At 68.1% G+C, this 24579-nt stretch carries 28 protein-coding genes; 17 read left to right on the top strand and 11 right to left on the bottom strand.

The genetic code is table 11. The features are described 5' to 3' along the window. The first annotated feature begins 8 nt into the window (after positions 1–8). From dnaQ to ABD693_RS04325, 7 genes are all read left to right on the top strand, one after another. The gene (gene dnaQ, locus ABD693_RS04355; protein ID WP_344695794.1) at positions 9–716 is read left to right on the top strand and encodes a DNA polymerase III subunit epsilon; all 708 of its coding nucleotides are present in this window, start codon (positions 9–11) and stop codon (positions 714–716) included. Positions 717–754: 38 nt separating this feature from the next. Further along, on the top strand, positions 755–1333 hold the full coding sequence (gene hpf / locus ABD693_RS04350) for a ribosome hibernation-promoting factor, HPF/YfiA family (RefSeq protein WP_344695793.1): 579 nt from the start codon (positions 755–757) through the stop codon (positions 1331–1333). Positions 1334–1396: 63 nt separating this feature from the next. After that, entirely contained in the window at positions 1397–1861 is a 465-nt protein-coding gene (locus tag ABD693_RS04345) for a PTS sugar transporter subunit IIA (protein ID WP_344695792.1), read from the top strand. Then, a complete protein-coding gene (locus ABD693_RS04340; protein ID WP_344695791.1) occupies positions 1842–2321 on the top strand; it encodes a PaaI family thioesterase in 480 nt (159 codons plus the stop codon). The genes ABD693_RS04345 and ABD693_RS04340 overlap by 20 nt, the downstream gene beginning before the upstream one ends. Then, positions 2318–2653, top strand: coding sequence for a DUF1491 family protein (locus tag ABD693_RS04335; protein ID WP_344695790.1), 336 nt, complete (start codon positions 2318–2320; stop codon positions 2651–2653). Before ABD693_RS04340 ends, ABD693_RS04335 begins: the two co-directional genes overlap by 4 nt. A gap of 203 nt (positions 2654–2856) precedes the next feature. Next, entirely contained in the window at positions 2857–3510 is a 654-nt protein-coding gene (locus ABD693_RS04330; RefSeq protein ID WP_344695788.1) for a cell wall hydrolase, read from the top strand. 87 nt (positions 3511–3597) lie between these two features. Next, entirely contained in the window at positions 3598–4047 is a 450-nt protein-coding gene (locus ABD693_RS04325; protein ID WP_344695787.1) for an MmcB family DNA repair protein, read from the top strand. A 4-nt stretch (positions 4048–4051) separates the two neighbouring features. On the opposite strand, the gene ABD693_RS04320 is transcribed toward ABD693_RS04325, so the two are convergent. Continuing rightward, positions 4052–4654, bottom strand: a complete 603-nt coding sequence (locus ABD693_RS04320; RefSeq protein WP_344695786.1) for an ankyrin repeat domain-containing protein — start codon at positions 4652–4654, stop codon at positions 4052–4054. 72 nt (positions 4655–4726) lie between these two features. Here ABD693_RS04320 and ABD693_RS04315 point away from each other — a divergent pair, with 72 nt between their 5' ends. After that, positions 4727–5176, top strand: coding sequence for a YcgN family cysteine cluster protein (locus ABD693_RS04315; RefSeq protein ID WP_344695784.1), 450 nt, complete (start codon positions 4727–4729; stop codon positions 5174–5176). Further along, positions 5166–5858, top strand: coding sequence for a M48 family metallopeptidase (locus ABD693_RS04310; RefSeq protein ID WP_344695783.1), 693 nt, complete (start codon positions 5166–5168; stop codon positions 5856–5858). The genes ABD693_RS04315 and ABD693_RS04310 overlap by 11 nt, the downstream gene beginning before the upstream one ends. Here ABD693_RS04310 and ABD693_RS04305 read toward each other — a convergent pair. After that, positions 5808–7958 carry a transglycosylase domain-containing protein gene (locus ABD693_RS04305; RefSeq protein ID WP_425567249.1) on the bottom strand — a complete coding sequence of 717 codons (2151 nt, stop codon included), beginning with the start codon at positions 7956–7958 and terminating at the stop codon, positions 5808–5810. The two genes, ABD693_RS04310 and ABD693_RS04305, sit on opposite strands and share 51 nt — an antisense overlap. Positions 7959–8032: 74 nt before the next feature. Continuing rightward, entirely contained in the window at positions 8033–8446 is a 414-nt protein-coding gene (gene msrB / locus ABD693_RS04300; protein WP_344695782.1) for a peptide-methionine (R)-S-oxide reductase MsrB, read from the bottom strand. 107 nt (positions 8447–8553) lie between these two features. Between msrB and ABD693_RS04295 the strand changes: the two genes are divergently transcribed. Continuing rightward, entirely contained in the window at positions 8554–9069 is a 516-nt protein-coding gene (locus ABD693_RS04295; RefSeq protein WP_344695780.1) for a DUF4402 domain-containing protein, read from the top strand. A gap of 106 nt (positions 9070–9175) precedes the next feature. Beyond that, positions 9176–9694 (top strand): DUF4402 domain-containing protein, encoded by a 519-nt coding sequence (locus ABD693_RS04290; protein ID WP_344695779.1) that lies wholly within the window; start codon positions 9176–9178, stop codon positions 9692–9694. Positions 9695–9698: 4 nt separating this feature from the next. On the opposite strand, the gene ABD693_RS04285 is transcribed toward ABD693_RS04290, so the two are convergent. Both ABD693_RS04285 and ABD693_RS04280 read right to left on the bottom strand, forming a co-directional pair. Then, positions 9699–10556 (bottom strand): SDR family oxidoreductase, encoded by an 858-nt coding sequence (locus ABD693_RS04285; protein WP_344695778.1) that lies wholly within the window; start codon positions 10554–10556, stop codon positions 9699–9701. A 5-nt stretch (positions 10557–10561) separates the two neighbouring features. Continuing rightward, positions 10562–10810: a hypothetical protein gene (locus ABD693_RS04280; RefSeq protein WP_344695776.1), complete on the bottom strand. Its 249-nt coding sequence runs from the start codon at positions 10808–10810 to the stop codon at positions 10562–10564. Positions 10811–10926: 116 nt separating this feature from the next. On the opposite strand from ABD693_RS04280, the gene ABD693_RS04275 reads away from it, so the two are divergent. Then, complete coding sequence (locus ABD693_RS04275) at positions 10927–12747, top strand: ABCB family ABC transporter ATP-binding protein/permease (RefSeq protein WP_344695775.1); 1821 nt, start codon at positions 10927–10929, stop codon at positions 12745–12747. A gap of 727 nt (positions 12748–13474) precedes the next feature. Here the strand turns inward: ABD693_RS04275 and ABD693_RS04270 are convergent. Together ABD693_RS04270 and ABD693_RS04265 are read right to left on the bottom strand one after the other, a co-directional pair. Then, positions 13475–14920 carry an ATP-binding protein gene (locus ABD693_RS04270; RefSeq protein WP_344695774.1) on the bottom strand — a complete coding sequence of 482 codons (1446 nt, stop codon included), beginning with the start codon at positions 14918–14920 and terminating at the stop codon, positions 13475–13477. After that, complete coding sequence (locus ABD693_RS04265) at positions 14917–15498, bottom strand: DUF7010 family protein (protein ID WP_344695773.1); 582 nt, start codon at positions 15496–15498, stop codon at positions 14917–14919. Before ABD693_RS04265 ends, ABD693_RS04270 begins: the two co-directional genes overlap by 4 nt. Before the next feature lie 95 nt (positions 15499–15593). Here ABD693_RS04265 and recQ point away from each other — a divergent pair, with 95 nt between their 5' ends. Genes recQ through ABD693_RS04250 form a run of 3 tightly spaced genes read left to right on the top strand, consistent with a single transcriptional unit; the run spans position 15594 to position 18667 of the window. After that, positions 15594–17354, top strand: a complete 1761-nt coding sequence (gene recQ, locus ABD693_RS04260) for a DNA helicase RecQ (RefSeq protein WP_344695772.1) — start codon at positions 15594–15596, stop codon at positions 17352–17354. A gap of 9 nt (positions 17355–17363) precedes the next feature. Next, positions 17364–18257, top strand: coding sequence for a sterol desaturase family protein (locus tag ABD693_RS04255; protein ID WP_344695770.1), 894 nt, complete (start codon positions 17364–17366; stop codon positions 18255–18257). Continuing rightward, complete coding sequence (locus tag ABD693_RS04250; RefSeq protein ID WP_344695767.1) at positions 18254–18667, top strand: protein tyrosine phosphatase family protein; 414 nt, start codon at positions 18254–18256, stop codon at positions 18665–18667. The genes ABD693_RS04255 and ABD693_RS04250 overlap by 4 nt, the downstream gene beginning before the upstream one ends. A gap of 12 nt (positions 18668–18679) precedes the next feature. Here the strand turns inward: ABD693_RS04250 and tldD are convergent, their stop codons facing one another. The 4 genes from tldD to ABD693_RS04230 all read right to left on the bottom strand — a co-directional run bounded on the left by tldD (position 18680) and on the right by ABD693_RS04230 (position 21463). Further along, positions 18680–20101 (bottom strand): metalloprotease TldD, encoded by a 1422-nt coding sequence (tldD, locus tag ABD693_RS04245; RefSeq protein ID WP_344695765.1) that lies wholly within the window; start codon positions 20099–20101, stop codon positions 18680–18682. After that, on the bottom strand, positions 20101–20295 hold the full coding sequence (locus tag ABD693_RS04240) for a zinc-finger domain-containing protein (protein WP_344695763.1): 195 nt from the start codon (positions 20293–20295) through the stop codon (positions 20101–20103). The genes tldD and ABD693_RS04240 overlap by 1 nt, the downstream gene beginning before the upstream one ends. Before the next feature lie 51 nt (positions 20296–20346). Continuing rightward, the gene (locus ABD693_RS04235) at positions 20347–20877 is read right to left on the bottom strand and encodes a DUF4402 domain-containing protein (protein ID WP_344695762.1); all 531 of its coding nucleotides are present in this window, start codon (positions 20875–20877) and stop codon (positions 20347–20349) included. Positions 20878–20992: 115 nt separating this feature from the next. Then, on the bottom strand, positions 20993–21463 hold the full coding sequence (locus ABD693_RS04230) for a DUF4402 domain-containing protein (RefSeq protein WP_344695761.1): 471 nt from the start codon (positions 21461–21463) through the stop codon (positions 20993–20995). 147 nt (positions 21464–21610) lie between these two features. Between ABD693_RS04230 and ABD693_RS04225 the strand changes: the two genes are divergently transcribed. Then, complete coding sequence (locus tag ABD693_RS04225) at positions 21611–22531, top strand: ABC transporter ATP-binding protein (protein ID WP_344695760.1); 921 nt, start codon at positions 21611–21613, stop codon at positions 22529–22531. A 193-nt stretch (positions 22532–22724) separates the two neighbouring features. Further along, complete coding sequence (nadB, locus tag ABD693_RS04220) at positions 22725–24302, top strand: L-aspartate oxidase (RefSeq protein ID WP_344695758.1); 1578 nt, start codon at positions 22725–22727, stop codon at positions 24300–24302. Positions 24303–24579: the final 277 nt, after the last annotated feature.

The raw sequence follows: 24579 nt of genomic DNA, 5'->3' as shown, positions 1-24579 counted from the left end.
CTCCACCCATGCGTGAGATCGTCTTCGATACCGAGACCACCGGCGTCAATCCGGCGACCGGCGACCGGATGGTCGAGATCGGCTGCGTCGAGCTCGTCAACCGCTGCCCGACAGGCCGCGAATTTCACGCTTATTACAATCCCGAGCGCTCGATGCCGAGCGAGGCCGAAGCGGTCCACGGACTGTCGACGATCTTCCTGTCGGACAAGCCGCTGTTCTCCGACGGCTGCGAAGCGCTGCTCGACTTCATCGGCGACGCGCCGCTGATCGCGCACAATGCCGCGTTCGACTTCGGGTTTCTCAATGCCGAGCTCGCGCATTGCGGGCGCGATCCGGTGTGCCTGAGCCGGATGATCTGCACCCTCGTGCTGGCGCGTTCGAAGCATCCGGGCGCCAAGCACAGCCTCGACGCGCTCTGCACCCGCTTCGGGGTCGATCGCTCGGCCCGGGTCAAGCATGGCGCGCTGCTCGACGCGCAGCTTCTCGCGCAAGTCTATGTCGAACTGACCGGCGGCCGGCAGATCGGCCTGTCGCTGCTGGCCGAGGCCAGTGCCGCGGCGGCGGCCGGCGAAGCGCCGGTCCCGACCCTTCGCCCGTCGCAGCGCCCGGTCCGGCCGGCCCGAGCCCATGCCGCTTCGCTTGACGAGCTGGCAGCGCATGCCCAGTTCATAGCGAAGATCAAGGAACCGCTCTGGGCGAGCATCCCGGCCAGCTGAGTGCCGGGACTTCCCCGGGCGACTGGAGGGAGACGGCGATGGACATCAGGGTTTCAGGTCACCAGGTCGAGACCGGGGCCGCGCTCCAGAACCATGTGTCCGATCGCCTCGAGCCCATGATCACCCGCTATTTCAACCGCGCGTCGGCCGCCAATGTCACCTTCGGCAAGGGCCCGCACGACAATGGCTTCACCTGCGACATCATCGCTCCGGTGGTGAATGGGGTCGTGCTCAAGGCCAGCAACAAGGCGTTCGAGGCGCAGGTCGCGTTCGACGGCGCGGCCGACAAGATCGAACGGCAGCTCAAGCGCTACAAGTCGCGGCTGCGCGACCGTAAGGGCGAGGGCGGCGGTGCGTCGGCCGAACCCGAGGATGGCGCGGCCTATACCGTCTTCGCCCCGCCGGCCTCCGAGGACGAGCCTGCGCCCGAGCACCCGCCGGTGGTCGCCGAGACCCGGGTCGACATTCCCAGCGCCAGTGTCTCGGACGCGGTGATGATGCTCGACCTGCGCAACACCACCGCGCTCATGTTCCGCAACACCGGCACCGGCGCCTATAACATGGTGTATCGCCGCGACGACGGGACCATCGGCTGGGTCGAACCAAGGGATCGCTAGACCGCGGCCCTTCGTTGAGGCATCAGCCCGCCCGGGCAGAAGGCCGTTTCAGAGTAACAGTGCATGCAGCTTGGTTCCTTCATCGACTTCGACGCGATGCGTCCGGCGCTGTCGGCGGCGAACAAGCGCGCCCTGTTCCAGAGCCTCGGCCAGATCGCCGGGCAGCGGCTGGGGATCGACCCGGCCGAGCTCGTCACCGCGCTTGCCGAGCGCGAGCGGCTGGGGTCGACCGGCTTCGGCAACGGCGTGGCGATTCCCCACGGCAAGATCGCGGGGCTGAAGCGGATCTATGGCCTCGTCGCGCAGCTCGCCGAGCCGCTCGACTACAAGGCGATCGACGGCGACCCGGTGGATCTCGTCTTCCTGCTCCTCTCGCCGCCCGACGCGGGCGCGGATCACCTGAAGGCGCTGGCGGCGATCAGCCGGGTGGTGCGCCACGGGCCGACGCTGGAGAAATTGCGGGGCGCCCGCTCGCGCGATGCGCTGGCCGCGGTGCTGATCGGGGTCGATGAGCCGCACGCCGCCTGACACGGCGGGACCGGTGAGCGGTGCCGATGCCCATTTCCGCGGGCTCGAGCAGCTCTACGCCTCGGCGCCGATCAACGGCCTGTTCCGCTCGGCGCTCCGGCTTGACGAGGCGGGCGTCTCGCGGATCGACTTCACCGTAGCGCCCGACAGCTTCCATGCGGCCGGCGCGGCGCACGGGACGCTCTACTTCAAGATGCTCGACGACGCGGCCTTCTATGCCGCAAACAGCCTGGTGAGCGACCGCTTTCTCCTGACCACCGCCTTCAATCTCCACTTCACCAAGCCGCTGCGCGAGGGGCCGGCGCATGCCGAGGGGCGCTGGGTGTCGGGCCGGCGACGGGTGTTCGTCGCCGAAGCGCGGATCGTGGATTCGAGCGGCGAGGAATGCGCGCGCGGGACCGGCACCTTCATGCGCTCGCACATCGCACTGGCGGGCCTCGCCGGATATCGGCCGGGATGAGCGACGCCAGGCTGGCGCCGTCGGTCGAGGTTTCCGCGCTGCTCGCCCGGGCGCGAGGCGAGGGCGGGTTCGGCACGGTGCTGCGTCGCGGGGACGCCGACAAGGGCACCGTGCTGGTGGTCCTGGCCGAGCGCGGGGAACCGGTGGCGACGGTCGAACGGCTGCTCCAGCGCGATGGCCGCTATCGCTGGGAATCGCGGTCATTGGCCGATTCGGCGGCAGTGCAACAACATCTTGCGCGTGCGCTCGATCGGGACCCCGATCTGTGGGCAATCGAACTGGACGTCCCGTCGTCGGAACGATTCGTCGCGGGAATGATCTCGGACGATTGACCTTCAAAAGATTTGCGACGAACCGAGGAACAGCTTTCGAGCGGGGTGCTTCCCGGGCCGGTCAATCCGTCCTGGGGAGCCGCGCGAGACGGGGGATTTGCCCAGGCATGACGTGAAGCGACCGAGTGATCGGTCGCATCCCTCTGCCGAGTGGCGGTCCACCGCAGGTTGTTAGGGATTACGTGGTTCGTCGTTTGGTCTTGATGGTTGCCGGCATTGCGCTTGGCGCAGGCTCCGTTGCTCCGGCCCAGGTTCTCCAGAATCAGGGTCCGGCCACCGAGCAGGTCGTCGCCGCCGTCGCCAAGATGAACGATGAACCGCTTGTCACCACCCCGCTCGCCAAGGACCCGCTCGCTCCGGCCACCGTCGCCGGCACCGACGAGCCGGCCACGGCGCAGCCCGCCACCGACGATGACGATGCGCCGGTCGCCTTCCCGAAGGGCGCGAGCCTGGCCGAGGCCGTCAGCGCGATGCGCCGCACCGACCCAGGCAGCCGCGAGCTCGAATGCCTCGCCGTCGGCGTCTACTTCGAGAGCAAGAGCGAGCCGCTCGCCGGCCAGCTCGCCGTCGGCCAGGTGATCGAGAACCGCGCCGAGAGCGGCGGTCGCTTCCCCAAGACCTATTGCGGCGTGCTGACGCAGCGCGGCCAGTTCAGCTTCGTTCGCGGCGGCCGCTGGCCGTCGATCAACAAGGCCGGTCTCCAGTGGCAGAATGCGGTCGCCATCGCTCGCATCGTCGCCGGCGACATGCGCGAGAGCAATGTCGGCAAGGCCCTGTTCTTCCACGCCAAGCGCGTGAGCCCGGGCTGGCGCATGACCCGCATCGCGTCGGTCGGCAACCACGTCTTCTATCGCTAGAGACTAGTCGGCGTTCCCGACTTGTTCTAAGCACGGGGCGTGTCCACCGCTCCCGATTCCCTCGTTCCCGGTCACTGCTTCCAGGACTTGCCCCCCGTCGCCGTCGAGGTGGCGCGCGGCGTCACGCGCCTGTTCTGCCGACGTGACCTGTTCGCAATCTGCGAAGTGCCGCTGCCCAACGGGCGCCGCGCGGACCTGATGGGGATCGACGCCAAGGGGCAGCTGACGATCGTCGAGATCAAGGTCAGCAAGGCCGATCTCACCACCGACGCCAAGTGGACCGACTATCTCGATTATTGCGACCGCTTCTTCTGGGCGGTCCCCGACCATCTGGCGGGCCTCCTCGACGAGCATCGTTTCCTGCCCGAGACCGCGGGAGTGATCGTCGCCGACCGCTATGACGCGGCGGTGATCCGCGAGGCGCCGCATCGCCCGCTCGCGCCCGCGCGTCGCAAAGCCGAATTGCTGCGGTTCGCCCGTCGGGCCGCGCGGCGGCTGAGCGCGCAGATCGACCCGACGCTCGGCTGGGGGCAATAAGCCCTCAGAACTTGGGGCCGGCGACCTCGGCCTTGGGCCTGGCGGTCCTGGCCGCGTCCATCAGCTTGATCATCTCGGGCCCGCGCGCATCGCGCTTGGCATAATCGCGCGCGCTGCGGCCGGTGGCATTGTCGGTCTTGTCGGGGTTGGCGCCATGCTCGGCGAGCAGCTTGATCGTGGCCATCTGCCGCTGCTGGACCGCGACGATGAGCGGGGTCTCGCCCGCACGGTTGGTCTTGTCGACCTGCGCGCCCGCGCGAAGGAGGGTCTCGACCCCATCGTCGAAGCCGAGGCGCGCGGCGATGATCAGCGCCGTGTCGCCCTTGAAGTTGGGCAGGTCGACGTCGGCCCCGTTGCCCGCGAGGAAGCGCAGATATTGCGCGTCGCGGCGCGCGGCGACGATGTGGATGGCCCCGTCACCGCGATCGTCGCGGGCGTTGAGGACCGCCTTGCCTTGCGCGGTGACGAGTTCGGTCGCGGTGTTGCCGTCGCGCTCGCGGATCGCCTTCAGGAACTTGAGGCTCGGGCTCTCGCTCATCTGCGCGGCGAGCGGCGTCGCCACCATGCCAATCGTCGCCGCCGCGATGAGGAAGATCCGCCTGACCATCTGGTCCCTGTCCCGCCCGAAATGTTTAAATGCTTGAAAGGGCGCCGATAGCAGACCAAGTCTGCGCTTCCAATGAACAAGCCGACCGCTCCCGACGCCCGCTGGTGGGACAAGCCGCTCGCCGCGCTCGACGCGGCGCAGTGGGAGGCGCTGTGCGACGGCTGCGGCCGCTGCTGCCTCCACAAGCTCGAGGATGCGGACACGGGCGAACTCTATCCGACCAATGTCGCGTGCAAGCTCCTCGACCGGAAGAACGGCCGGTGCACCGATTACCCCAATCGCAAGAAGTGGGTGGCCGACTGCGTCCAGTTGTCGAAGGACAAGCTGGAGGAGCTCGAATGGCTGCCGGGCACCTGCGCCTACAAGCTGCGCGCGTTCGGCGAGCCGCTCCCGGACTGGCATTATCTCGAGAGTGGCGACTGCGAGAGCGTCCACCAGGCGGGCATGTCGACCCGCGGCTGGACGATCAGCGAGGTCGATGCGGGCGAGCTCGAATTCCACCTCGTCGACCGTGATCTCTGAGGATCCCCGGCTTCCGGTCCCGATCGAGCTGAAGCGCCTGCGCCGGTCGAAGCGACTGCGGCTGCGGATGGATCATGACCGGCGGCTGCTCCGGCTGACCATGCCGTGGCGCGCGTCGGCAAGGGCGGCGCTCGACTGGGTCGCGGGACAGCGTGCGTGGGTCGACCGCCAGCTCGACGCCGCGCCGCCTTCGACGCCCCTGACCGACGGCGCCGTGATCGAGGTCGAGGGACGATCGCTCCGGCTTCGCCATGATCCTTCGGGACGGCGCGGCGTGTGCGTGAATGGCGACGAATTGGTGATCGGCGGTCCTGCCGATAGCCTCGGTCCGACGGTGCTGCGCTGGCTTAAGGCGCTCGCCCGCGAGCGTTTGAGCAACGAGACCGCGCGGGTCGCGTCGGCGGCGGGCGTCACCGTCACCGCGGTCAGCATCGGCGATCCGGCGAGCCGGTGGGGGAGCTGCTCGTCCTCGGGCGCGATCCGTTACAGCTGGCGGCTGATCCTCGCCCCGCCCGACGTCCTGCGGTTCGTGGTCGCCCACGAGGTCGCACACCGGCTGCACATGGACCACTCGCCGGCGTTCAAGAAGGCCGAAGAAGCGCTTTACGGCGGTCCGGTGGCCGCCGCGCGGTCAGAATTGCGCCGGCTCGGGCCTGCGTTGCGGGCTCTCGGCCGGGGCTGAGGGCGGCGGCAGGGTCGGCCGCTCGCGCGGGACCGGTGCGGGCTGCGGCCGGTCGCCGGGCGCGGGATCGCCGGTGAAGATTCGGTCAATCTCGGTCGGCTGCCCCGGCGGCGCTGGCTCGGGCGGATTGGTCGTGCCCGGCTGCGGTCCCAGCGGATCGGCACCGACCGACGGATCGATCGGATTGCCGTCGGCATCGACCTGCGGCTCGAACGGCGCGAGCTCGTTGCCGGTATAGGATTCCTCCCCGGGCTCGAGCTGCCAGTCGGGCATCGGCACTTCGGTCTGGAACTGTTCGACCGGGCGATTGGCGACCGCCTTGACCATGAAGTCGTGGAACGCGCGGGCGGGCGCGGTGCCGCCCTGAAGGCCCGAAATGGCGCGCGCGTCGTCGCGGCCCATCCACACGCCGGCGGTGATCCCGCTCGAGAAGCCGATGAACCAGCCGTCCTTGTTCGACTGGGTCGTGCCGGTCTTGCCCGCGACCGGGCGTCCGATCTGCGCCGCGCGGCCGGTGCCGCTCATCACCGCGGTCTGGAGGAGGTCGGTCATGCCCGCCGCGACCCACGGGGCGACGAGTGTGCGCTGCTCCTCGGGGGCATGGCGGTAGAGCAGGCGTCCGTCCGAGCTGGTCACGCGGGTGATCGCATAGGGGCTGACCGAAACGCCCTGCGCCGCGACCGAGGCGAAGGCGCGGGTCATCTCGATCAGGCGGACGTCGGAGGTGCCGAGCACCATCGAGGGATAGGTCGAGAGCGGCGAGGTGATGCCGAAGCGCCGGGCCATGTCGGCGATGGTGCCGAAGCCGAGCTGCGCGCCGATCTTGGCGCTGATCGTGTTGATCGAGCGGGCGAAGGCCTCGCGCAGGCTGACGGGCCCCAGGTTGGTGCGGGTCGAATTGCGCGGCTTCCAGCCTTCGACATCGACCGGCTCGTCGACCAGCGTGGTGGTCGGCTTCATGCCGCTTTCGAGCGCCGCGAGATAGACGAACAGCTTGAACGACGAGCCCGGCTGACGCTTCGCCTGGGTCGCGCGATTGTAGATGCTGCTGACATAGTCGCGCCCGCCGATCATCGCTCGGACGGCCCCGTCGCGGTCGAGGGCCACCAGCGCGCCCTGTGCCCCCTTCGGCGCATTGGCATTGATCGCGCGGTCGGCGGCGAATTGCATGCCCGTGTCGAGCGTGGTCCAGACCTCGATCGGCTCGCTGGTCTCGTCGATCAGCGTGTCGAGCTGCGGCAGCGCCCAGTCGGTGAAGTAGCGGATGCTGTTCTGCTTGGCGCCCTGCTGGACGACGATCTGCGCCGGGTCGACATTGGCGGCCGCGCTGGCCGAGACGAAGCCGTTTTCGACCATCGACTGGAGGACGACCCCGGCGCGGCTGCGGGCAGCCTCGACGTCGGCGGTGGGCGAATAGTTGCTCGGCGCCTTGACGAGGCCGGCAATGATGGTCGCTTCGCCGAGGCTCAGGCGCTTGGCGCTATGGCCGAAGAAGGTCCGGCTGGCGGCATCGATGCCGTAGGCGCCGCCACCGAAATAGACCCGGTTGAGATAGAGCTCGAGGATCTGGTTCTTGCTGAACTTGGCCTCGAGCGCGAGCGCCAGCACGGCTTCCTTGAGCTTGCGGCCGAAGTTGCGGCTGTTGTTGAGGAAGATGTTGCGGGCGAGCTGCTGGGTGATGGTCGAGCCACCCTGGCTGAAGCGACCGGTCTGGAGGCGGACCTTGACCGAGCGCGCCATGCCGATCGGGTCGACACCGGGGTGGCTGCGGAAGCGCTTGTCCTCGACCGCGATCATCGCCGCGCGCATCGTCGCGGGAATCTGGTCGTAGGGGATCCATTCGCCGAGGTTGGGGCCGAGCTGGACCAGCAGCTTGCCGTCGGCCGAGCGGACCCGGATGTTCTGGCCGAGGTCGGTGCGGTTCGACAGGTTCTGGTAGGATGGGAGCTGGGTGTAGGCGACGCTGACCGCCACCCCGAGCACGACCAGGCCGACCAGCGCGGCGACGATCCCCCATTTGACAAGGCCCATGAGGAACCCGCCGATGCCGGAGGAAGTGGGAGCCGGCGCGGGGCGCGGACGAACGGGCTGTTTCGCCATGGACGCGAAGGGTTAGGACGTTGCGGGGGAGGCGGCAAGGGTGTCGCGTGCAGGCCGCCTCCCGGACGACGGGCTTACTTCTCCGGCTTGAAGTCGAGGCTCGCCGAATTGATGCAGTAGCGCAGGCCTTCCGGACCCGGGCCGTCGGGGAAGACGTGGCCGAGGTGGCCGGCGCACTTGGCGCAGCGCACCTCGACGCGGCGCATGCCGAAGCTGTTGTCCTCGACCTCGGTCACCGCGCCGTTGTCGGCCGGATTGGTGAAGCTCGGCCAGCCGCTGCCGCTCTCATATTTGGTGTCGCTCTCGAACAAAGGCGCGCCGCAGCCGCCGCAGACATATTCGCCCGTTTCCTTGTTGCCGAGGAGGGCGCCGGTCCAGGCGGGCTCGGTGCCATGCTCGCGCAGGATGCGGTAGCGCTCGGGACCGAGCTTGGCGCGCCATTCCTCCTCGGTCTGGGGCATGGTGTCGGTGCGGGGTTCGTCGCTCATCGTGAAAGGCTCCTTGTTAACGAACAATGTGGGGTCCAACCGCGATGGAGCAATGGTTAGCGGCGGCTTTACCAAGCTTACACCATTGTGGACCTATTTCCCGGATCATGCGGTGGATCCTGCCTGCTCTGCTCCTGGCCCTCGGGCCGTCCGCCCCGGCACTGGCCGGCGGGGGGCCGTGCCGACTGTGCCGCGACGGGGACACGCTGACCGCCCCGCAGGAGCAGGCCGCGCCGATGGCGCTTCAGGTCGAGACCAGCCTCGACTTCGACCGGGTCATCCTGACCGGCGCGGCCGGGGGCACCGCCAAGGTCGGGCCCGACGGCGGCCGCACCACGAGTGGCGCTTTGGCGCCAATGACGGGCCGCGCGATGAATGGCGAAGTCGTGATCCGCGGCGAGCCGGGCCGAGCGGTGAGGGTCGAGCTGCCGCGGCGGATCGAGCTATTCGGATTTTCGGGCGGCACGCTCAGCATCGACACGATCACCAGTGACCTGCCCGCCTTCCCGCGCCTCGACAGCGACGGCCGGCTCCGGATTCGCTTCGGCGGCGCGCTGTTCGTCAGCGGCGACGCCGAGGGAAACTACCGCGGCGACGTGCCGATCACCGTCGATTATCTCTGATCCCGGCCAACGGTAAACGGCCCGGTAACCATGCAATCGAACGGGTCGGTAAGTGGTTGGGGTTAACGAGGCAGTTACCAGAAACCGACTGTGGGGGTCGACCAATATGCGTAACTTCCTGAAGGGCGCTGCCGCCCTGACTGCCTTCCTCGCCTTCGCCACACCCGCTGCCGCGCAGCAGGTCAGCGTCACCGGCGCCAAGCCGACCGCAACGGTCAACGTGATGAAGCCGCTCCAGCTGACCGGCCTTCGCAACCTCGTGTTCGGCAACGTGCTCGTCGGCACCTTCACCGGTTCGGACACCGTCGCGATCACGCCGTCGGGCCGGACCTGCGGCACCACCGGCGGTCTGACCTGCTCGGGCACCTTCAGTACGGCGCAGTATCGCGTCGTCGGCTCGAACAACAACGTCGCGCTGATCACCTCGGCGACGCCGACCGTGTCGATGAGCAACGGTGCCGGCGGCACGCTCACCCTGACCCCGACCTTCCCGTCGAGCGTCACGGTCGACAACAGCGGCAACCCGGGCAAGATCTTCGAGGTCGGCGGAACGCTGAGCTTCAGCTCGACCCAGGCCGACGGCCTCTACACGGGCACGCTCGACATTCAGGTCGCCTATCAGTGAGCCTCTAGCTGGACATGGTGTTGCCACCGTCGGGGTGGAGCACCTGTCCGGTCATGTAGCTTGAATCCTCGCACGCGAGGAACAGGAAGGCCGGGGCGACCTCATTGGGTTGGCCCGGCCTTTTCATCGGCGTGTTCTTGCCGAATTCGGGCATCTTCTCGGGCGGCTGGCCGCCGAACGGATTGAGCGGGGTCCAGATCGGGCCCGGCGCCACGCCGTTCACGCGAATGCCCTGCTCGACCAGGTTCTGGGCGAGGCTCCGGGTGAACGCCGTGATCGCGCCCTTGGTGGACGAATAATCGAGCAGGATCGGCGCGCCCTTGTACATCGTCTCCGAGGTGCAGTTGACGATCGTTGCGCCGTCTTTGAGGTGCGGCATCGCGGCCTGCGTCATGAAGAACATCGAGAAGATGTTGCTCTGGAAGGTACGGCGAAGCTGCTCCTCGGTGATGTCCTCGATCTTCTCGTCGGGATGCTGCTCGCCGGCATTGTTGACGAGGACGTCGAGCTTGCCGAACGTGTCGACGACTTGGCTGACCGCGCGGAAGCAATGATCGCGACTGCCGAGATCGCCCGGAATGCAGATGGCGCGGCGGCCCTCGGCCTCGATGAACTTCTTCGTGTCAGCGGCATCGTCATGCTCGTCGAGGTAGAGGATCGCGACGTCGGCACCCTCGCGCGCGAACAGGACCGCGACCGCGCGGCCGATGCCGCTGTCGGCGCCGGTCACGATCGCGACCTTGTCCTTCAACCGCCCCGATCCCGCGTAGCGCGGTTGCCATTCGGGCTTGGGGTCGAGCTCACGCTCGCTACCCGGAAGCTTGGGCTCTTCGTGGATCGGCGGATCGAGGACTTCGGCCATTATACTTAGCCTTCCTTCACCACCGCGCCCTTGCGGACGGGCGCACGCTCGGCGGCGGCCGGCGACTTGGTCGCCTGGCAACGGGCGAGGAGGGTGGGAAAGTCGAGGTCCGAATTGGCGGCGAGGACGTCGCCGGTGGCGGCTTCGCAGGCCGCGGCGCTCTCGTAGCGGGCCGGCGCCTGCGCGACCTGGCTGCACGAGGCGCCGCCGTCGGCGCAACCCAGAATGGCAATGAGATACGTAACCGGACCCATGATGCTTAACCCCGCAAGGTGACTTGCTTGTCAGAACGGGAAAATAAACGTGCGGTTCCAGTCGTTTCATCCCCGCGTTTGCAAGGGGGGCATGGCGAACCTACCTTTGGGGGTAGATGCCTCCCGCCACCGAACGACTGACCAACCGCGAACGCAGCGGCTTCAAGGTCCTGCTGCGCTTCCTGCCCTATCTGTGGCCGGCGGGTCAGCCGGGGCTCAAGGTGCGCGTCGTCGCCTCTTTCCTGATGGTGGTCCTGTCGATCACCGTCACCACCATCGTCCTCCCCAAGGCCTTCGGCGGCGCGGTCGACGCCATGGCGGGCGGACGACGCGACGCGGCCTCGGTGGCGCTGGCGCTGGTCGCGGCCTTCGCGCTCGCCCGCTTCGGCGGCGTGCTCCTCGACAATCTGCGCAACGGCATCTTCGAGACGGTCGGCCAGGAAGCGACGCGGGTCCTGTCCGAGCGGACCTTCGCGCATTTGCACGGCCTGTCGCTGCGCTTCCACCTCGAGCGGCGCACCGGCGCGGTGACCAAGATCATCGAGCGGGGAAGCAAGAGCATCGACATGATGCTCTATTTCCTCCTGTTCAATCTCGCCCCGACGATCCTCCAGCTCGGCATCGTCGCGGTGCTGTTCTGGATCCAGTTCGGGCCCGGGCTGGTCGCGGCGACCGCGGTCGCGGTGGTCGCCTACATCTGGTTCACCAAGGCCGTCACCGACTGGCGCGTCCGGCTGCGCGAGCAATGGACCGAGCACGACACCGCCACCACCGCGCGGGCGGTCGACAGCCTGCTCAACTTCGAGACGGTCAAATATTTCAACGCCGAGGAGCGCGAACGGAAGCTCTACGGCCGCGCCGTCCAGAATCTCGCCAAGTCGACCGTCAAGATCGAGACCAGCCTCGCGGCGATGAACATCGGGCAGAGCCTGATCACCAACCTGCTGATGGGCGGGGCGATGGCCTATACGGTCTGGGGCTGGAGCCGCGGGCAATTCTCGACCGGCGACTTGGTCGTGGTGAACGCGCTGCTGACCCAGCTCTTCCGGCCCCTCGACATGCTCGGCACCGTCTACCGGACGATCCGGCAGGGGCTGACCGACATGGACGAGATGTTCCGGCTGCTCGACACGCCCGAGGAAGTCAGCGACGTTCCGAACGCGCCGCCGCTCCACGTGGAACGGGGCCATGTCCGGTTCGAAGACGTCCGTTTCGGTTATGAAGACGGGCGCGACATCCTGAAGGGCCTGACGCTCGACGTGCCGGCCGGCCAGACGGTGGCGGTGGTGGGGCCGAGCGGCGCGGGCAAGTCGACCCTCGCCCGCCTCCTGTTCCGCTTCTACGATCCGTTAGCCGGGCGGATTACCATCGACGGGCAGGACATTTCGCAGGTCAGCCAGGCGTCGTTACGCGCCGCGATCGGAATCGTGCCGCAGGACACCGTGCTGTTCAACGACACGCTCGGCTACAACATCGCCTACGGGCGCGACGAGGCGAGCAGCGAGGATGTCGCCGCGGCGGCCAGCGGCGCGGCGCTCGACGGCTTCGTCCGCGCGCTCCCCGACGGCTTCGACAGCCGGGTGGGCGAGCGGGGCCTCAAGCTCTCGGGCGGCGAAAAGCAGCGCGTCGCGATCGCGCGGACCCTGGTCAAGAACCCGCCGATCCTGATCCTCGACGAGGCGACCAGCGCGCTCGACAGCCGGACCGAGGAAGCGATCCTCGACACATTGCGCGGGGTCTCGACCGGCCGCACCACCATCACCATCGCGCACCGCCTCTCGACGGTGGTGGACGCCGACCGGATCGTGGTCCTCGACGGCGGCAGGGTCGCGGAAGAAGGCAGCCACGCCGACCTCCTCCGCCGGAACGGACTCTACGCCGACATGTGGGCCCGCCAGCAGGCCGAGCGCGAGGAAGAGGCGCAAGCGGCGGAATAGGCGACAAGGGAAGTCGCGTTACCTGCTTCGCGAGCGCAATGGGAATGTCTGCTTTGGGTGGAAAGCGGACATCAGGTGTATCCTGTCGCGATGCTTCCCACGATGAGGAATGCCAAGCCTCCGAACCATAGAGCCGCCCACCCGTTAAGGAGCCGCTGAAATGACCTCGGATAGTCGGGAGTCTGTATGTACCACACGAAGAAGATTGGGGCGCAGAAGACCAGGAAGCCCATAGCCGCGAGCCTTCTTTTGCTAGCAACATCGGAGCACTGGTCATGAGTTTTCATTCGAACGGGTTCAGCACGGACGAATGATGCCTGCAATGGGTGGAAAGCAGGCATTCCGCTCTCTACAATCGAGCCTATGTCGCCTGATGATAAGCAAGAGCTTCGCTCCGAGCTGCTGAGTGCAGTTGCAAAGCTCAGCCTGCCACTACGCTGCAGGCCACTTGATGCGTTTCATTCACTAGATGACAGCCTGCTCTTCGTAGAGTCCGACCTCAAAGCCGCAGTAGTTACCGTCGCAGAAGATGTTGATTGGGGTTCGGAACTCTCGTCCTGTGTCGAACCTGCTGATGACGATTCTCGACCGCGCCCCCTGTTGTTTATCGATGTGCCGAACACCTTAAAAGCTCGGGTTCCAGAGATCCTACAGGCTCTGAAAGCTTGGTTTACGACCTAAGGCTCACTCCGGCTAATGTCCGCAATGGGTCGCAAGCAGACGTCGCTCAGGCCGCCGCCGTGCTCCAGCCGAGCCGAGGAATCGCGATGCTGCGCTTGCCGCTGAGGTCGGTGCGCGTGACGATGAGGTCGCGGCTTTCGATATAGCTCAGGAGGCGCCGCGCGCGGCCGAGGCTGGCGGTGCCGTAGCTCGCCGCGATCGCCTCGTCGCTCGGGGTCGGCTGGCTGTCGCGCGCGGCGCGGGCGAGGAGGAGGAAGGGACCGAGCATGTCTTCGGGCAGGCCCTCGGCCGCCTCGAGCGCGGGGTGCCAGTCGGGGTCCTCGGTGAAGATGCCGGCGCGGGCCATGGCGAGGCGGCGGGTGAAGGCGGGCAGGTCGAGCGGGCTCGGGGAGACGCCGGCCATGCGCAGCCGGACGGTGAAGTCCTGAAACAGCACCGCGCCCGAGCGGCCCGAGGAATCGGGATCGGCGACCATCGCCTCGAGCGCGGCCGCGACCGCGGCGGCCTGCTCCTCGTCCGACTTGGCCGGAAGCGACGGCGCCGGCGCAGGCTGCTTGGCGGCGAGCATCTCGATCAGCGCTTCGGAGCGAAGCGGCTTGGGCTCGGGGCGGGGCGCAGGAGCGGGCTCGAAGTCGAAGCCGGGCTGGAACAGCAGTTCCTGGAGGTCCTCGCTCTTGGTCGCGGTGGGCAGCGGCACGAGCTTGGGGCTCATCGAGCGGGCGCGGGTCTCCACTTCGCCGATCGCGATCGACAGCGGGCGGCGGCTGACCGCGGGGCCGAGCGCAAGGAAGGTGCCGCGCGGCAGGTCGCGGATCGCCTCGGCCTGCCGCCGCTCCATGCCGAGAAGGTCGGCGGCGCGGGCCATGTCGATGTCGAGGAAGGTCCGCCCCATGAGGAAATTCGAGGCCTCGGCCGCGACGTTCTTGGCGAGCTTGGCGAGGCGCTGGGTGGCGATGATCCCGGCGAGCCCGCGCTTGCGGCCGCGGCACATGAGGTTGGTCATGGCGCTGAGCGAGGCGCGGCGGACTTCCTCCGCCACCTCGCCGCCGCCGGCCGGGGCGAACAGCTGCGCTTCGTCGACCACCACCAGGGCGGGATACCAGTGGTCGCGCGGGGCATCGAACAGGGCCGACAGGAACGACGCGGCGCAGCGCATCTGCCCCTCGGCTTCGAGGCCCTCGAGGCTGAGGACGACCGAGGCGCGATGCTCGCGGATCCGGGCGGCGGCTCTCGCAATCTCCTTCTCGTCATGGTCGGCGGCCTCGATCGCGAGGTGGCCGTAGGGGCCGGCAAGCGTGACGAAATCGCCCTCGGGGTCGATCACGATCTGCTGGACCTGGCCGGCGCTCTTTTCGAGCAGGCGGCGCAGGAGGTGCGACTTGCCCGAGCCCGAATTGCCCTGGACGAGCAAGCGGGTGGCGAGGAGCTCCTCGAGATCGATGGTGACGGGCTGGCCTTGCGGCGACAGGCCCATGTCGACGGCGACGGTCATGCGGCGGCGGTGCGAGCCTCCGCGGTGACTGCCGCCGGGCCGATCGGGCGCATGGCGAGGAGCGAATAGACATAGGCCGCGACGACCACCGCGCAGATCGCGCTGGCGGTGAAGGGCGCGGGGACGAAGCCGTAGGCGAGATAGCAGCCGAGCGCGCGGACGACGGCGTGGGTGATCCCGGTCGGATCGTCGGCGGCCCAGGCGAAGGGGATCCAGACGATCCCGGCGAGGATCGCCATGCCGAGCAGGATCAGCAGCGCCTGCCCGCCCTTGGTCCCGATCACCGCGAGCGGGACGGTCAGCCCGACCATCAGGATCCCGAGCAGGAACAGGCGCACGAGCGGATTGTCGCCCCCGCCGAACAGGTTGCGGCCACGCAGCCGGTCGATGAGGAAGGCGAGCGGCAGGATCGCCGCCATGATGTAGAGCGAGGCGTTGGCGACCGTGCGCTCGGGCAGGACGAGCGCGGCAAGGCCGAGCGCGGCCCAGGTGACGAGCCCCGCGATCGGCATGGCGTTGGTGCTGGTCGCACGAAAATCGGCGTGGAGCTGCTCGAGGCTCCGCCCGGACATGGTCATTTCTTCTCTTCCCCTACCCTCGATCGCCCGTGTGGACGGCTGCGCGGGCCAAGACAAGGTTGCGCGCGGCCCCCAAGCGCGGCCAAAGGCGAAGCGTGACCGACCCGCATCAGCTTTTGAAACAAGTCTTTGGATTCGACCATTTCCGCGGGGTGCAGGAAGAGGTGGTCGGGCGCGTGCTCGCCGGGCGGCCGACGCTGGCGATCATGCCCACCGGCGCGGGCAAGAGCCTGTGCTACCAACTGCCCGCGCTGGCGCTCGACGGGACCGCGCTGGTCATCTCGCCGCTGATCGCGCTGATGCACGACCAGATCCGCTCGGCCGAGGCGCTGGGGATCAAGGCCGCCTCCCTGACCAGCGCCGACGACCGCGACACCGTGGTCCGGCGGTTCCTCGGGGGCGAGCTCGACCTCCTCTATGTCGCGCCCGAGCGGGCGACCACCGACAGCTTCCGGCGGCTGGCCGACCGGGTGCCGTTGAGCCTGGTCGCGATCGACGAAGCGCATTGCGTCAGCGAATGGGGGCACGATTTCCGGCCCGACTATCGCTTGCTGACGAAATTGCTCGGCGACCACAAGGAAGTGCCGCGGCTGGCGCTGACCGCAACCGCCGACCCGCGCACCCGCGCCGACATCCTCGTCCAGCTCGGAATCCCCGAGGACGGGCTGATCGTCAGCGGCTTCGACCGGCCCAACATCCGCTATCATATCCGTCCGCGCGACGGGGCCGGGCGGCAGGTGCTCGACCTGCTGCGCGAGCGGCCGGGCCCGGGAATCGTCTACGTCTCGAGCCGCAAGGATGCCGACAGCATGGCGGCGACGATCGCGGCGAGCGGGCGGGCGGCGCTGCCCTACCATGCCGGGCTCGATCCCCAGGTCCGCGCGGCGAACCAGGCGGCGTTCGTGGCCTCGGAGGAAATGGTGATGGCCGCGACCATCGCCTTCGGCATGGGGATCGACAAACCCGACGTCCGCACCGTCATCCACGCCGGCACGCCCAAGTCGATCGAGGCCTATTACCAGGAAACCGGGCGCGCGGGCCGCGACGGGGATCCGGCCGAGGCGCACATGCTGTGGAGCGCGGGCGACTTCGCGCTCGCCCGGCAGCGGATCGAGAAGGAGGCTGCGCCCGAGCGACAGGCCGACGAACGCGCGCGGCTCCAAAGCCTCGCTGCGCTGGTCGAGACGACCGAGTGCCGCCGCGCGGTGCTGCTCCGGCATTTCGGGGAGAGCCCGCCGCCCACCTGCGGCAATTGCGACAATTGCCTCGACCCGCCGCAGACGGTCGAGGTGACCGAAGTCGCGCGCAAATTGCTGTCGGCCGCCTTCCGGACCGAGATGCGCTTCGGAGTCGGCCATCTTGCCGACGTTCTGGCAGGCAAGGAAACCGACAAGGTCCATGCCAACGGCCACCATCGCCTGAGCGTGTTCGGGATTTGCTCGCCCGAGGAACTGGCGCTGATCCAGCCCGTCGCCCGCGCCCTTATCGCCCGCGACGCGCTTCGCGCCGACGCCTATGGGGGCCTCAGCTTCGGGCTCGGCGCGCGCGGCATCCTCAAGGGCGGCGAGGAAGTGCGGATCGCGCTGCCGCCGCCACGCAAGCGGCGCGCCCGGCGGGGTGTGGGCGCCGACGGCCCGCACGATCCATTGTTCGAGGCACTGCGCGAGGCACGGCGCACCCTCGCCAAGGAGAGCGGGGTCCCGCCCTACGTCATCTTCCACGATGCGACGCTGCGCGAGATCGCCGCCGCCAGGCCGCAGACCCTGCACGAGCTTGGCGCGGTGCAGGGCGTCGGCGCGGCCAAGCTCGAACGCTATGGCGCGGCAATGCTGGAGACGGTCGCCGCTTTCGCTTAGACTCGGTGCATGGCCTTTCCCGATCCGGTCATCTGGGCAATTCCCTTCTTCCTGGTGACGCTGGCGCTCGAAGCCTGGTGGCTGAAACGGGGTCGGGGAAGGGCACCGAAATGGAAGGACAGCGCCGCCTCGCTCAGCCTCGGGCTCGGCAGCCTCGTTGCCGGGGCGCTGACCGCCGGGCTGGTGCTGGCGCTAATGAAGGCGCTGTACGCGCACCGGCTGATCGACATTCCGGTGACGTGGTGGAGCTTCGCGCTGTGCTTCGTCGCCGACGACTTCGGCTATTATCTGTTCCACCGCTCGGCGCACCGCGTCCGCTGGTTCTGGGCGAGCCACGTCGTCCATCACTCGAGCGAGCGCTACAATCTTGCGACCGCGCTGCGGCAGACATGGACGGGCTTCGTCAGCCTGAACTTCCTCTTCCGGGTGCCGCTGTGCCTGATCGGCTTCGCGCCCGAGCTGGTGCTGTTCTGCGCGGGGCTGAACCTCGTCTACCAATATTGGATTCACACGGAGGCGATCGGGCGGATGCCGCGCTGGTTCGAGGCGGTGATGAACACGCCCTCGCACCACCGCGTCCACCATGCGGTCAACCCGCGCTACCTCGACCGCAATTATGCCGGGGTGTTCATCGTCTGGGACCGGATGCTGGGCACCTTCGAGCCCGAGCGGAGCGACGACGCGCCACGCTACGGGATCGTCACGCCGCTGCGCTCGCACAACCCGCTGTGGGCGGCGACGCACGAATGGGTCGGGATGGCCCGCGATTTCCGTTCCGCGCCACTCCGTGCGAAACTCGGCTATCTGTGGCGGGAGCCGGGTTGGAGCCACGATGGCAGCCGGGACACCAGCGACACCATCCGCGCGCGCTGGCGCGGGGCCGAGGAAGGGAAGCCGCAATGACCGAGTTCAAGCCGCTCGACGACAAGACGCTGGTGGCCGGGCAGATCAGCCTCGCCGACCTTGCGGAAGCCAAGCGTTATGGCGTCACCATGGTGATCAACAACCGCCCCGACGGCGAGGACGCCGGGCAATTGACGAGCGCCGAGCTGGAAGCCGAAGCCGACCGGCTGGGCCTCGACTATCGCCACATCCCGATCGCGCGCGGCATGGGGCCCTCGCAGATCGAGGAGATGGTGTCGGCGATGAGCGAGGTGGGCGACGGCAAGATGCTCGCCTTCTGTCGCTCGGGGATGCGTTCGACGCTGGCCTGGGCGGTCGCCTGCCGCGAGAATGGGGTCCCGCGCGAAGACGTCGAGCGCTGCGCCGAACAGGCGGGCTACAGCCTCGGCGCGGTCGAGCACCTGCTCTAGCGTGAAGGGACGCTAGGCCGTCCCGCCGACCGTCAGGCCTTCGATCAGCAGCGTCGGCTGGCCGACCCCGGCGGGCACGCTTTGCCCGCCCTTGCCGCAGATGCCGACGCCTTCGTCGAGTTCGAGGTCGTTGCCGATGCCCTTCACCCGGGTAAGGACGGTCGGGCCGTCGCCGATCAGCGTCGCGCCCTTCAAGGGCTCGCCGATCACGCCGTTGCGGACGCGATAGGCCTCGGTGCAGCCGAACACGAACTTGCCGCTGGTGATGTCGACCTGCCCGCCACCGAAGCTCTTGGCGTAGATCCCGTCCTTCACGCGGCTGAGGAGCTCGGCCGGATCGTCCTGCCCGCCGAGCATGAAGGTGTTGGTCATCCGCGGCATGGGGGCGTGGGCAAAGCTTTCTCTCCGGCCGTTGCCGGTCGGCTCGACCCCCATCAGCCGCGCGTTCAGCCGATCCTGGAGATAGCCGACGAGAATCCCGTCCTCGATCAGCGTGGTCCGGCCGGTCGGCGTGCCCTCGTCGTCGATCGACAGGCTGCCGCGCCGCTCGTGCATCGCGCCGTCGTCGACCACGGTCACGCCGGGCGCGGCGACCCGCTCGCCCATCCGGCCCGAGAAGGCGCTCGTCCCCTTGCGGTTGAAGTCGCCCTCGAGCGTGTGGCCGACCGCCTCGTGGAGGAGGACGCCGGGCCAGCCGGGGCCGCAGACGACGGTCATCTCGCCCGCCGGGGCCGCGACCGAATCGAGGTTCACCAGCGCCTGGCCGAGCGCGATGTCGATCGCCCGGTTCCAGGTCGCCTCGTCGAACAGGCGGTTCATGTCGTAGCGCCCGCCGAGCCCGTGGAAGCCCTGCTCGCGCCGGCCGTTGCGCTCGGCGACGATGCCGACGTTGAGGCGAACGAGCGGGCGAACGTCGGTCGCGACGAAGCCGTCGGCGCGGACGATCTCGACCACGCTCCAGCTCGCCTGGAGGCCGACGCTGACCTGCACGACCTTGGGATCGCGGGCGCGGGCGGCGGCGTCGATCGCCTGGCACAGCGCGACCTTGTCGGCGAAGGGCAGGGTGCCGAGCGGATCCTCGCTGCCATATTGTGCGCGGTTGGTGCGCGGCGGGGCGGGCGCGGGCGTGCCGGCGCCGGGGGTCAGGAGCTTGAGCGTCTCGGCGGCGCGGTCGATCGCGGCGGCGCTCAGCTCATTGGCATGGGCAAAAGCGGTCGCCTCGCCGCTGACGCCGCGCAGGCCGAAGCCCTGCCCGACATGATAGTCGGCGGTCTTGAGGCGCCCGTCGTCGAAGCCGAAGGATTCGCTGCGGCGATACTGGAGGTAGAGTTCGCCATCGTCATGCCCGGCGAGGTGGCGGGCGGCGAGGCGGCGCGCCTCGTCGGGATCGAGCGCTGCCGAGTAGAGGAAGCGGCGGGGGTCCTCGGCCCCCATCAGGCGGCGGCCCCGTCATCGGCCGGTCCGCCGACGAGGATGAACCGGCGGTCGCAATAGCCGCATTCGACGAAGCCCTTCTCGTCGATGCGGAGGAATACGCGGGGGTGGCCGAGCGCGGGGCTGATGTCCCCGCTGCCATCGCAATGGACGGCGTTGCTGGTCACTCGAACGACTTCAGGAGGCGGTTGCATACCCCGCGAGGTAGCAACCGCCTCCCTTGGCTTCAATAAGCTGTGGGGTGCTTATTGAAACTGAGCCGTGAGGGTGACTTCGCCGTCGTAGAGGCCGGGCATCTGGCCGGCGGCGATGTCGATCTTGCCGCCGACGCCGACGTAGAAGACGCCGGTCGCGCCGGTGTTGACGAGGAGGTCGTTGGCGGCCGCGTCGAGCTTGCCGGTGAAGGTCACCGTCTTGGTGCGGTCCGCGACATTCGACAGATAGGCCGGGAACGAGACGTTCAGCGGCACGTCGACGTTGAGGTTGCCGTTGCCGAGGAAGCGGCCGCGGCCACCGACGTCGGTGCTCGACAGCGTCAGGCCGGTGCCGGTGAAGGCGCGGCTGCCGTCATCGGCGTCGATCGTGACCGAGCCGACCGCCGTCGGGGTGGCGATGATGGTGCCGAAGCTCAGGTCGTCGACGCGCTGGAGCGTGGCGGGCTGGATGATGAGCGCCTGCGCCTTGATCGTGTCCGACGAGGAGACGGTCTGGGCGGCGGCAGGAGCGGCGAAAGCGGTGGCAGCGGCGAGCGCCGCCAGGGTGAAGGTGTAACGCATCTGATCAAAATCCCCACATTGGTTGAGGACTTCGATGATGATGGCCCCGCCTCAACAGCGGTTCACCAAGGTCGATGAAGGATCCGGTAACCCTGCTGTTTCAGCTTTGTTAGGGTTAGGGATATTGGACGGTGACGTCGAATTGCCCGGTGTAGACCCCCTCGACCTGGCCCGCCGCGACGTTGAGCGTGGCGCCGACGTTGAACTCGAACGCCTCCATCCGGGCCAGGACCCGTTTGTCCTGACCTTGCAGGGTGAAGTTGGTGGCCTGCATGGTCTCGGTCCCGCCGACCCGCGTCAGCGTGATCGGCTGCTTGGGGATCCGGATGTTCACGACGGACGCGCTTCGTGCGACCCCGATGAAGGTCGCGGGCTGCGGACGTCCGCCCATGGCGAGGACGCCGCCCGTCACGCTCCGGGCGCTCGTGTTCGGGTTGATCACCACGGTTCCCGCGGCATTCACCGAGATATAGCCGAAATCGAGGTTCTGCTTGGTGATGACGGTCAGTGGAAACACCAGCGCGGCATTGGCCTTGGCGCGCGGCAGGCTGCTGAACTTCTGCGCCGCCGCGGGGGCGGCGATCATCAGAAGGCCGGAAAACAGGAGAAGGGCGCGCCGCATGGCCGGTCATTAGGAGGGTTAACGTCAAATCCACCCTGCCAAGTAAGGTAAATGGTGAATTTACCTGTGCCGCTTGTCCCCCGCCCCGCCCGACCGCTAAGCGAATCGGCCATGAGCAACGACCAACCCGCGATCCGAATCGACGGACTCGGCAAGACCTACGAAGGCGGCAAGCGGGCGCTCGACGGAGTCTCGCTCGAAGTCCGGCAAGGCGAGTTCTTCGGCCTCCTCGGGCCCAATGGCGCGGGCAAGTCGACGCTGATCAACATCCTCGCCGGTCTCGTCACCAAGAGCGAGGGCAAGGTCGACATCTGGGGCTTCGACATCGACCAGCATCCGCGCAACGCGAAGCTGTCGATCGGAATCGTGCCGCAGGAAATCCTGTTCGACCCCTTCTTCACCCCGCGCGAGGCGCTCGAAATCCAGGCCGGGCTCTACGGCATTCCCAAGAGCGAGCGGCGGAGCGACGAACTGCTCGCCGCGATGCGCCTCACCGACAAGGCGCATGCCTATAGCCGGACGCTGTCGGGCGGCATGAAGCGCCGGCTGCTGGTGGCCAAGGCGATGGTCCACTCGCCGCCGATCCTGGTCCTCGACGAGCCGACCGCCGGGGTCGACATCGAGCTTCGCCAGCAATTGTGGGAATATGTCCGCGAACTGCACGCGGCCGGCGCGACGGTGATCCTGACCACGCACTATCTCGAGGAAGCCGAGGAATTGTGCGAGCGGATCGCGATCATCAACCACGGCAAGGTCGTCGCGAACGAGCCGACCGCCCAGCTGCTCTCCCGCGCGCAGGAAAAGAACGTCGTCGTCACCGTCGACCGCGACATCGTGCGGGTACCGGAAAATGCCTGCTTCGACCGGATCGTGCTGCAGGGCGAGCGCAACCTTGCCATCACCTATCAGAAGGACCGGGTGAATGCGGGCGAGGTGCTCGCGGTGCTCCAGCGCGACGGGCTCGGGATCGTCGACGTGGTGACCAGGGAGCCCGACCTCGAGGACGTGTTCCTCAGTCTCGTGCGGCGCTGACGCCCGATTGCCAGATTGATCATTTTGTGCCAGATGGGTTCATACGATGAACCATGCCTGCCGTCGTTCGTCTGGCTGTGACCCTTGGATCGGAGCGTGTAGGTCACTGGCGACGTGACGATGCATCCCCCGACCCTATGACCTTCGAGACCTTGTTCAGAAAACTATCCCGGAAAACCGCATATGGCTGACCGTGCAGACTTTTGACGTCGTGATCATCGGCTCGGGCGCCGCGGGTCTCACCGCCGCGCTCAATCTCGCGGCGACTCGGCGCGTCGCGGTGATCGCCAAGGGCGCGCTGGGCGAAGGCGCGACCGGCTGGGCGCAGGGCGGGATCGCCGCGGTCCTCGAGGAAGGCGACAGCTTCGAGGCGCATGTCGAAGACACGATGGTCGCGGGGGCCGGGCTCAACGACCGCAACGTCGTCGAGCATGTGGTCGGCGCGGCGCCGGCCGCGATCCAGCGGCTGATCGACCTCGGCGTGCCCTTCGCCGAGGAAGGCGGCGCGCTCCACCTGACGCGCGAGGGCGGGCACAGCCACCGCCGGATCGTCCATGTCGCCGACGCGACCGGCTGGGCGGTGCAGCAGGCGCTCGAAAAGGCCGCCTTCGCCAATCCCAACATCACGCTGCTGCCCGACATGGTCGCGATCGACCTCGTCACCGGGCGGCACGAGGAGCGCTTCTCGACCTCGGGCGCGGTCCACGGCCTCTATGCCCTCAACCGGCAGACCAGGAAGGTCGAGACCCTGCTCGCCCGCGCGACGGTGCTGGCCACCGGCGGCGCGGGCCGGGTCTATCTCTATTCGACCGCGCCGCGCGGGGCGACCGGCGACGGCATCGCCATGGCCTGGCGCGCGGGCTGCCGCGTCTCCAACATGGAGATGATGCAGTTCCACCCGACCTGCCTCTACAATCTGACGGTCAAGAATTTCCTGATCACCGAGGCGGTGCGGGGCGAGGGCGGGATCCTCAAGCACCCCGTGACGGGGCACCGCTTCATGCCCGACTATGACGAGCGGGCCGAGCTCGCGCCGCGCGACGTCGTCGCCCGCGCGATCGACAACGAGATCAAGCGCGACGGCCTCGACTATGTCCACCTCGACATCAGCCACCGCGATCCCGAGTTCGTGAAGGGGCATTTCCCCAACATCTACGAGAAGCTGATCGGCCTCGGCATCGACATGACCAGGGAGCCGATCCCGGTCGTCCCGGCGCAGCATTACACCTGCGGCGGGGTGGTGGTGGACCTCGCCGGCCGGACCGACGCGCCCGGCCTCTATGCCGCGGGCGAGGTGACCGAGAGCGGGCTCCACGGCGCCAACCGGCTTGCCTCCAACAGCCTGCTCGAATGCCTCGTGTTCGGTGAGGCGGCGGCGAAGGACATTTTGGAGCGCTGGGAGGAGCTGCCGGCGCTCCCGAAGATCCGCGAGTGGGACGAAAGCCGCGTCACCAACAGCGACGAGGAAGTGGTCATCGCCCAGACCTGGGGCGAGATCCGCCGCTTCATGTGGAACTATGTCGGAATCGTCCGGACGACCAAGCGGCTCGAGCGGGCCCGGCGGCGGATCGACATGCTGCGCGGCGAGATCACCGAATATTATTCGAACTTCCGCGTAACGCCCGACCTCATCGAATTGCGCAACCTGGTCGAGGTCGCCGACCTCATCGTCCGCTCGGCCCTACGCCGCCACGAAAGCCGCGGCCTTCACTTCACCACCGATTATCCCAAGATGCTGGCGCAGCCGAGGGATACGGTGCTGGCGCCGTAGCGACTAGCGGGGCAGGTCGTAGGTGCAGCCCTCCACCCGCAGCGACGACGATGACAGACGGTAGGAACCTGACAGCTTCCAGCCCTCGCCGTCGACCGAATAGCTTTGCGCCGCGACGACTTGGCGGCCCGGCTTGACCCCCGGTCCGCGAATGAGGTCGAAGAGTATGACGTTTCGGAGGACGGTCTGATTGCGCGGTGGAGCGGCGGCGTATCGGTAAGAACGAAGCCAGCGCCCAAGGTCGCCGACGCACGGCGCCTGAGAGAGCGCTCTTTCG

This window comes from Sphingomonas rosea, from assembly GCF_039538065.1.
GTDB lineage: Bacteria > Pseudomonadota > Alphaproteobacteria > Sphingomonadales > Sphingomonadaceae > Sphingomicrobium > Sphingomicrobium rosea.
Note: the sequence above shows the minus strand (reverse complement) of the source record. Positions and strands in the feature narration are given on the sequence as shown.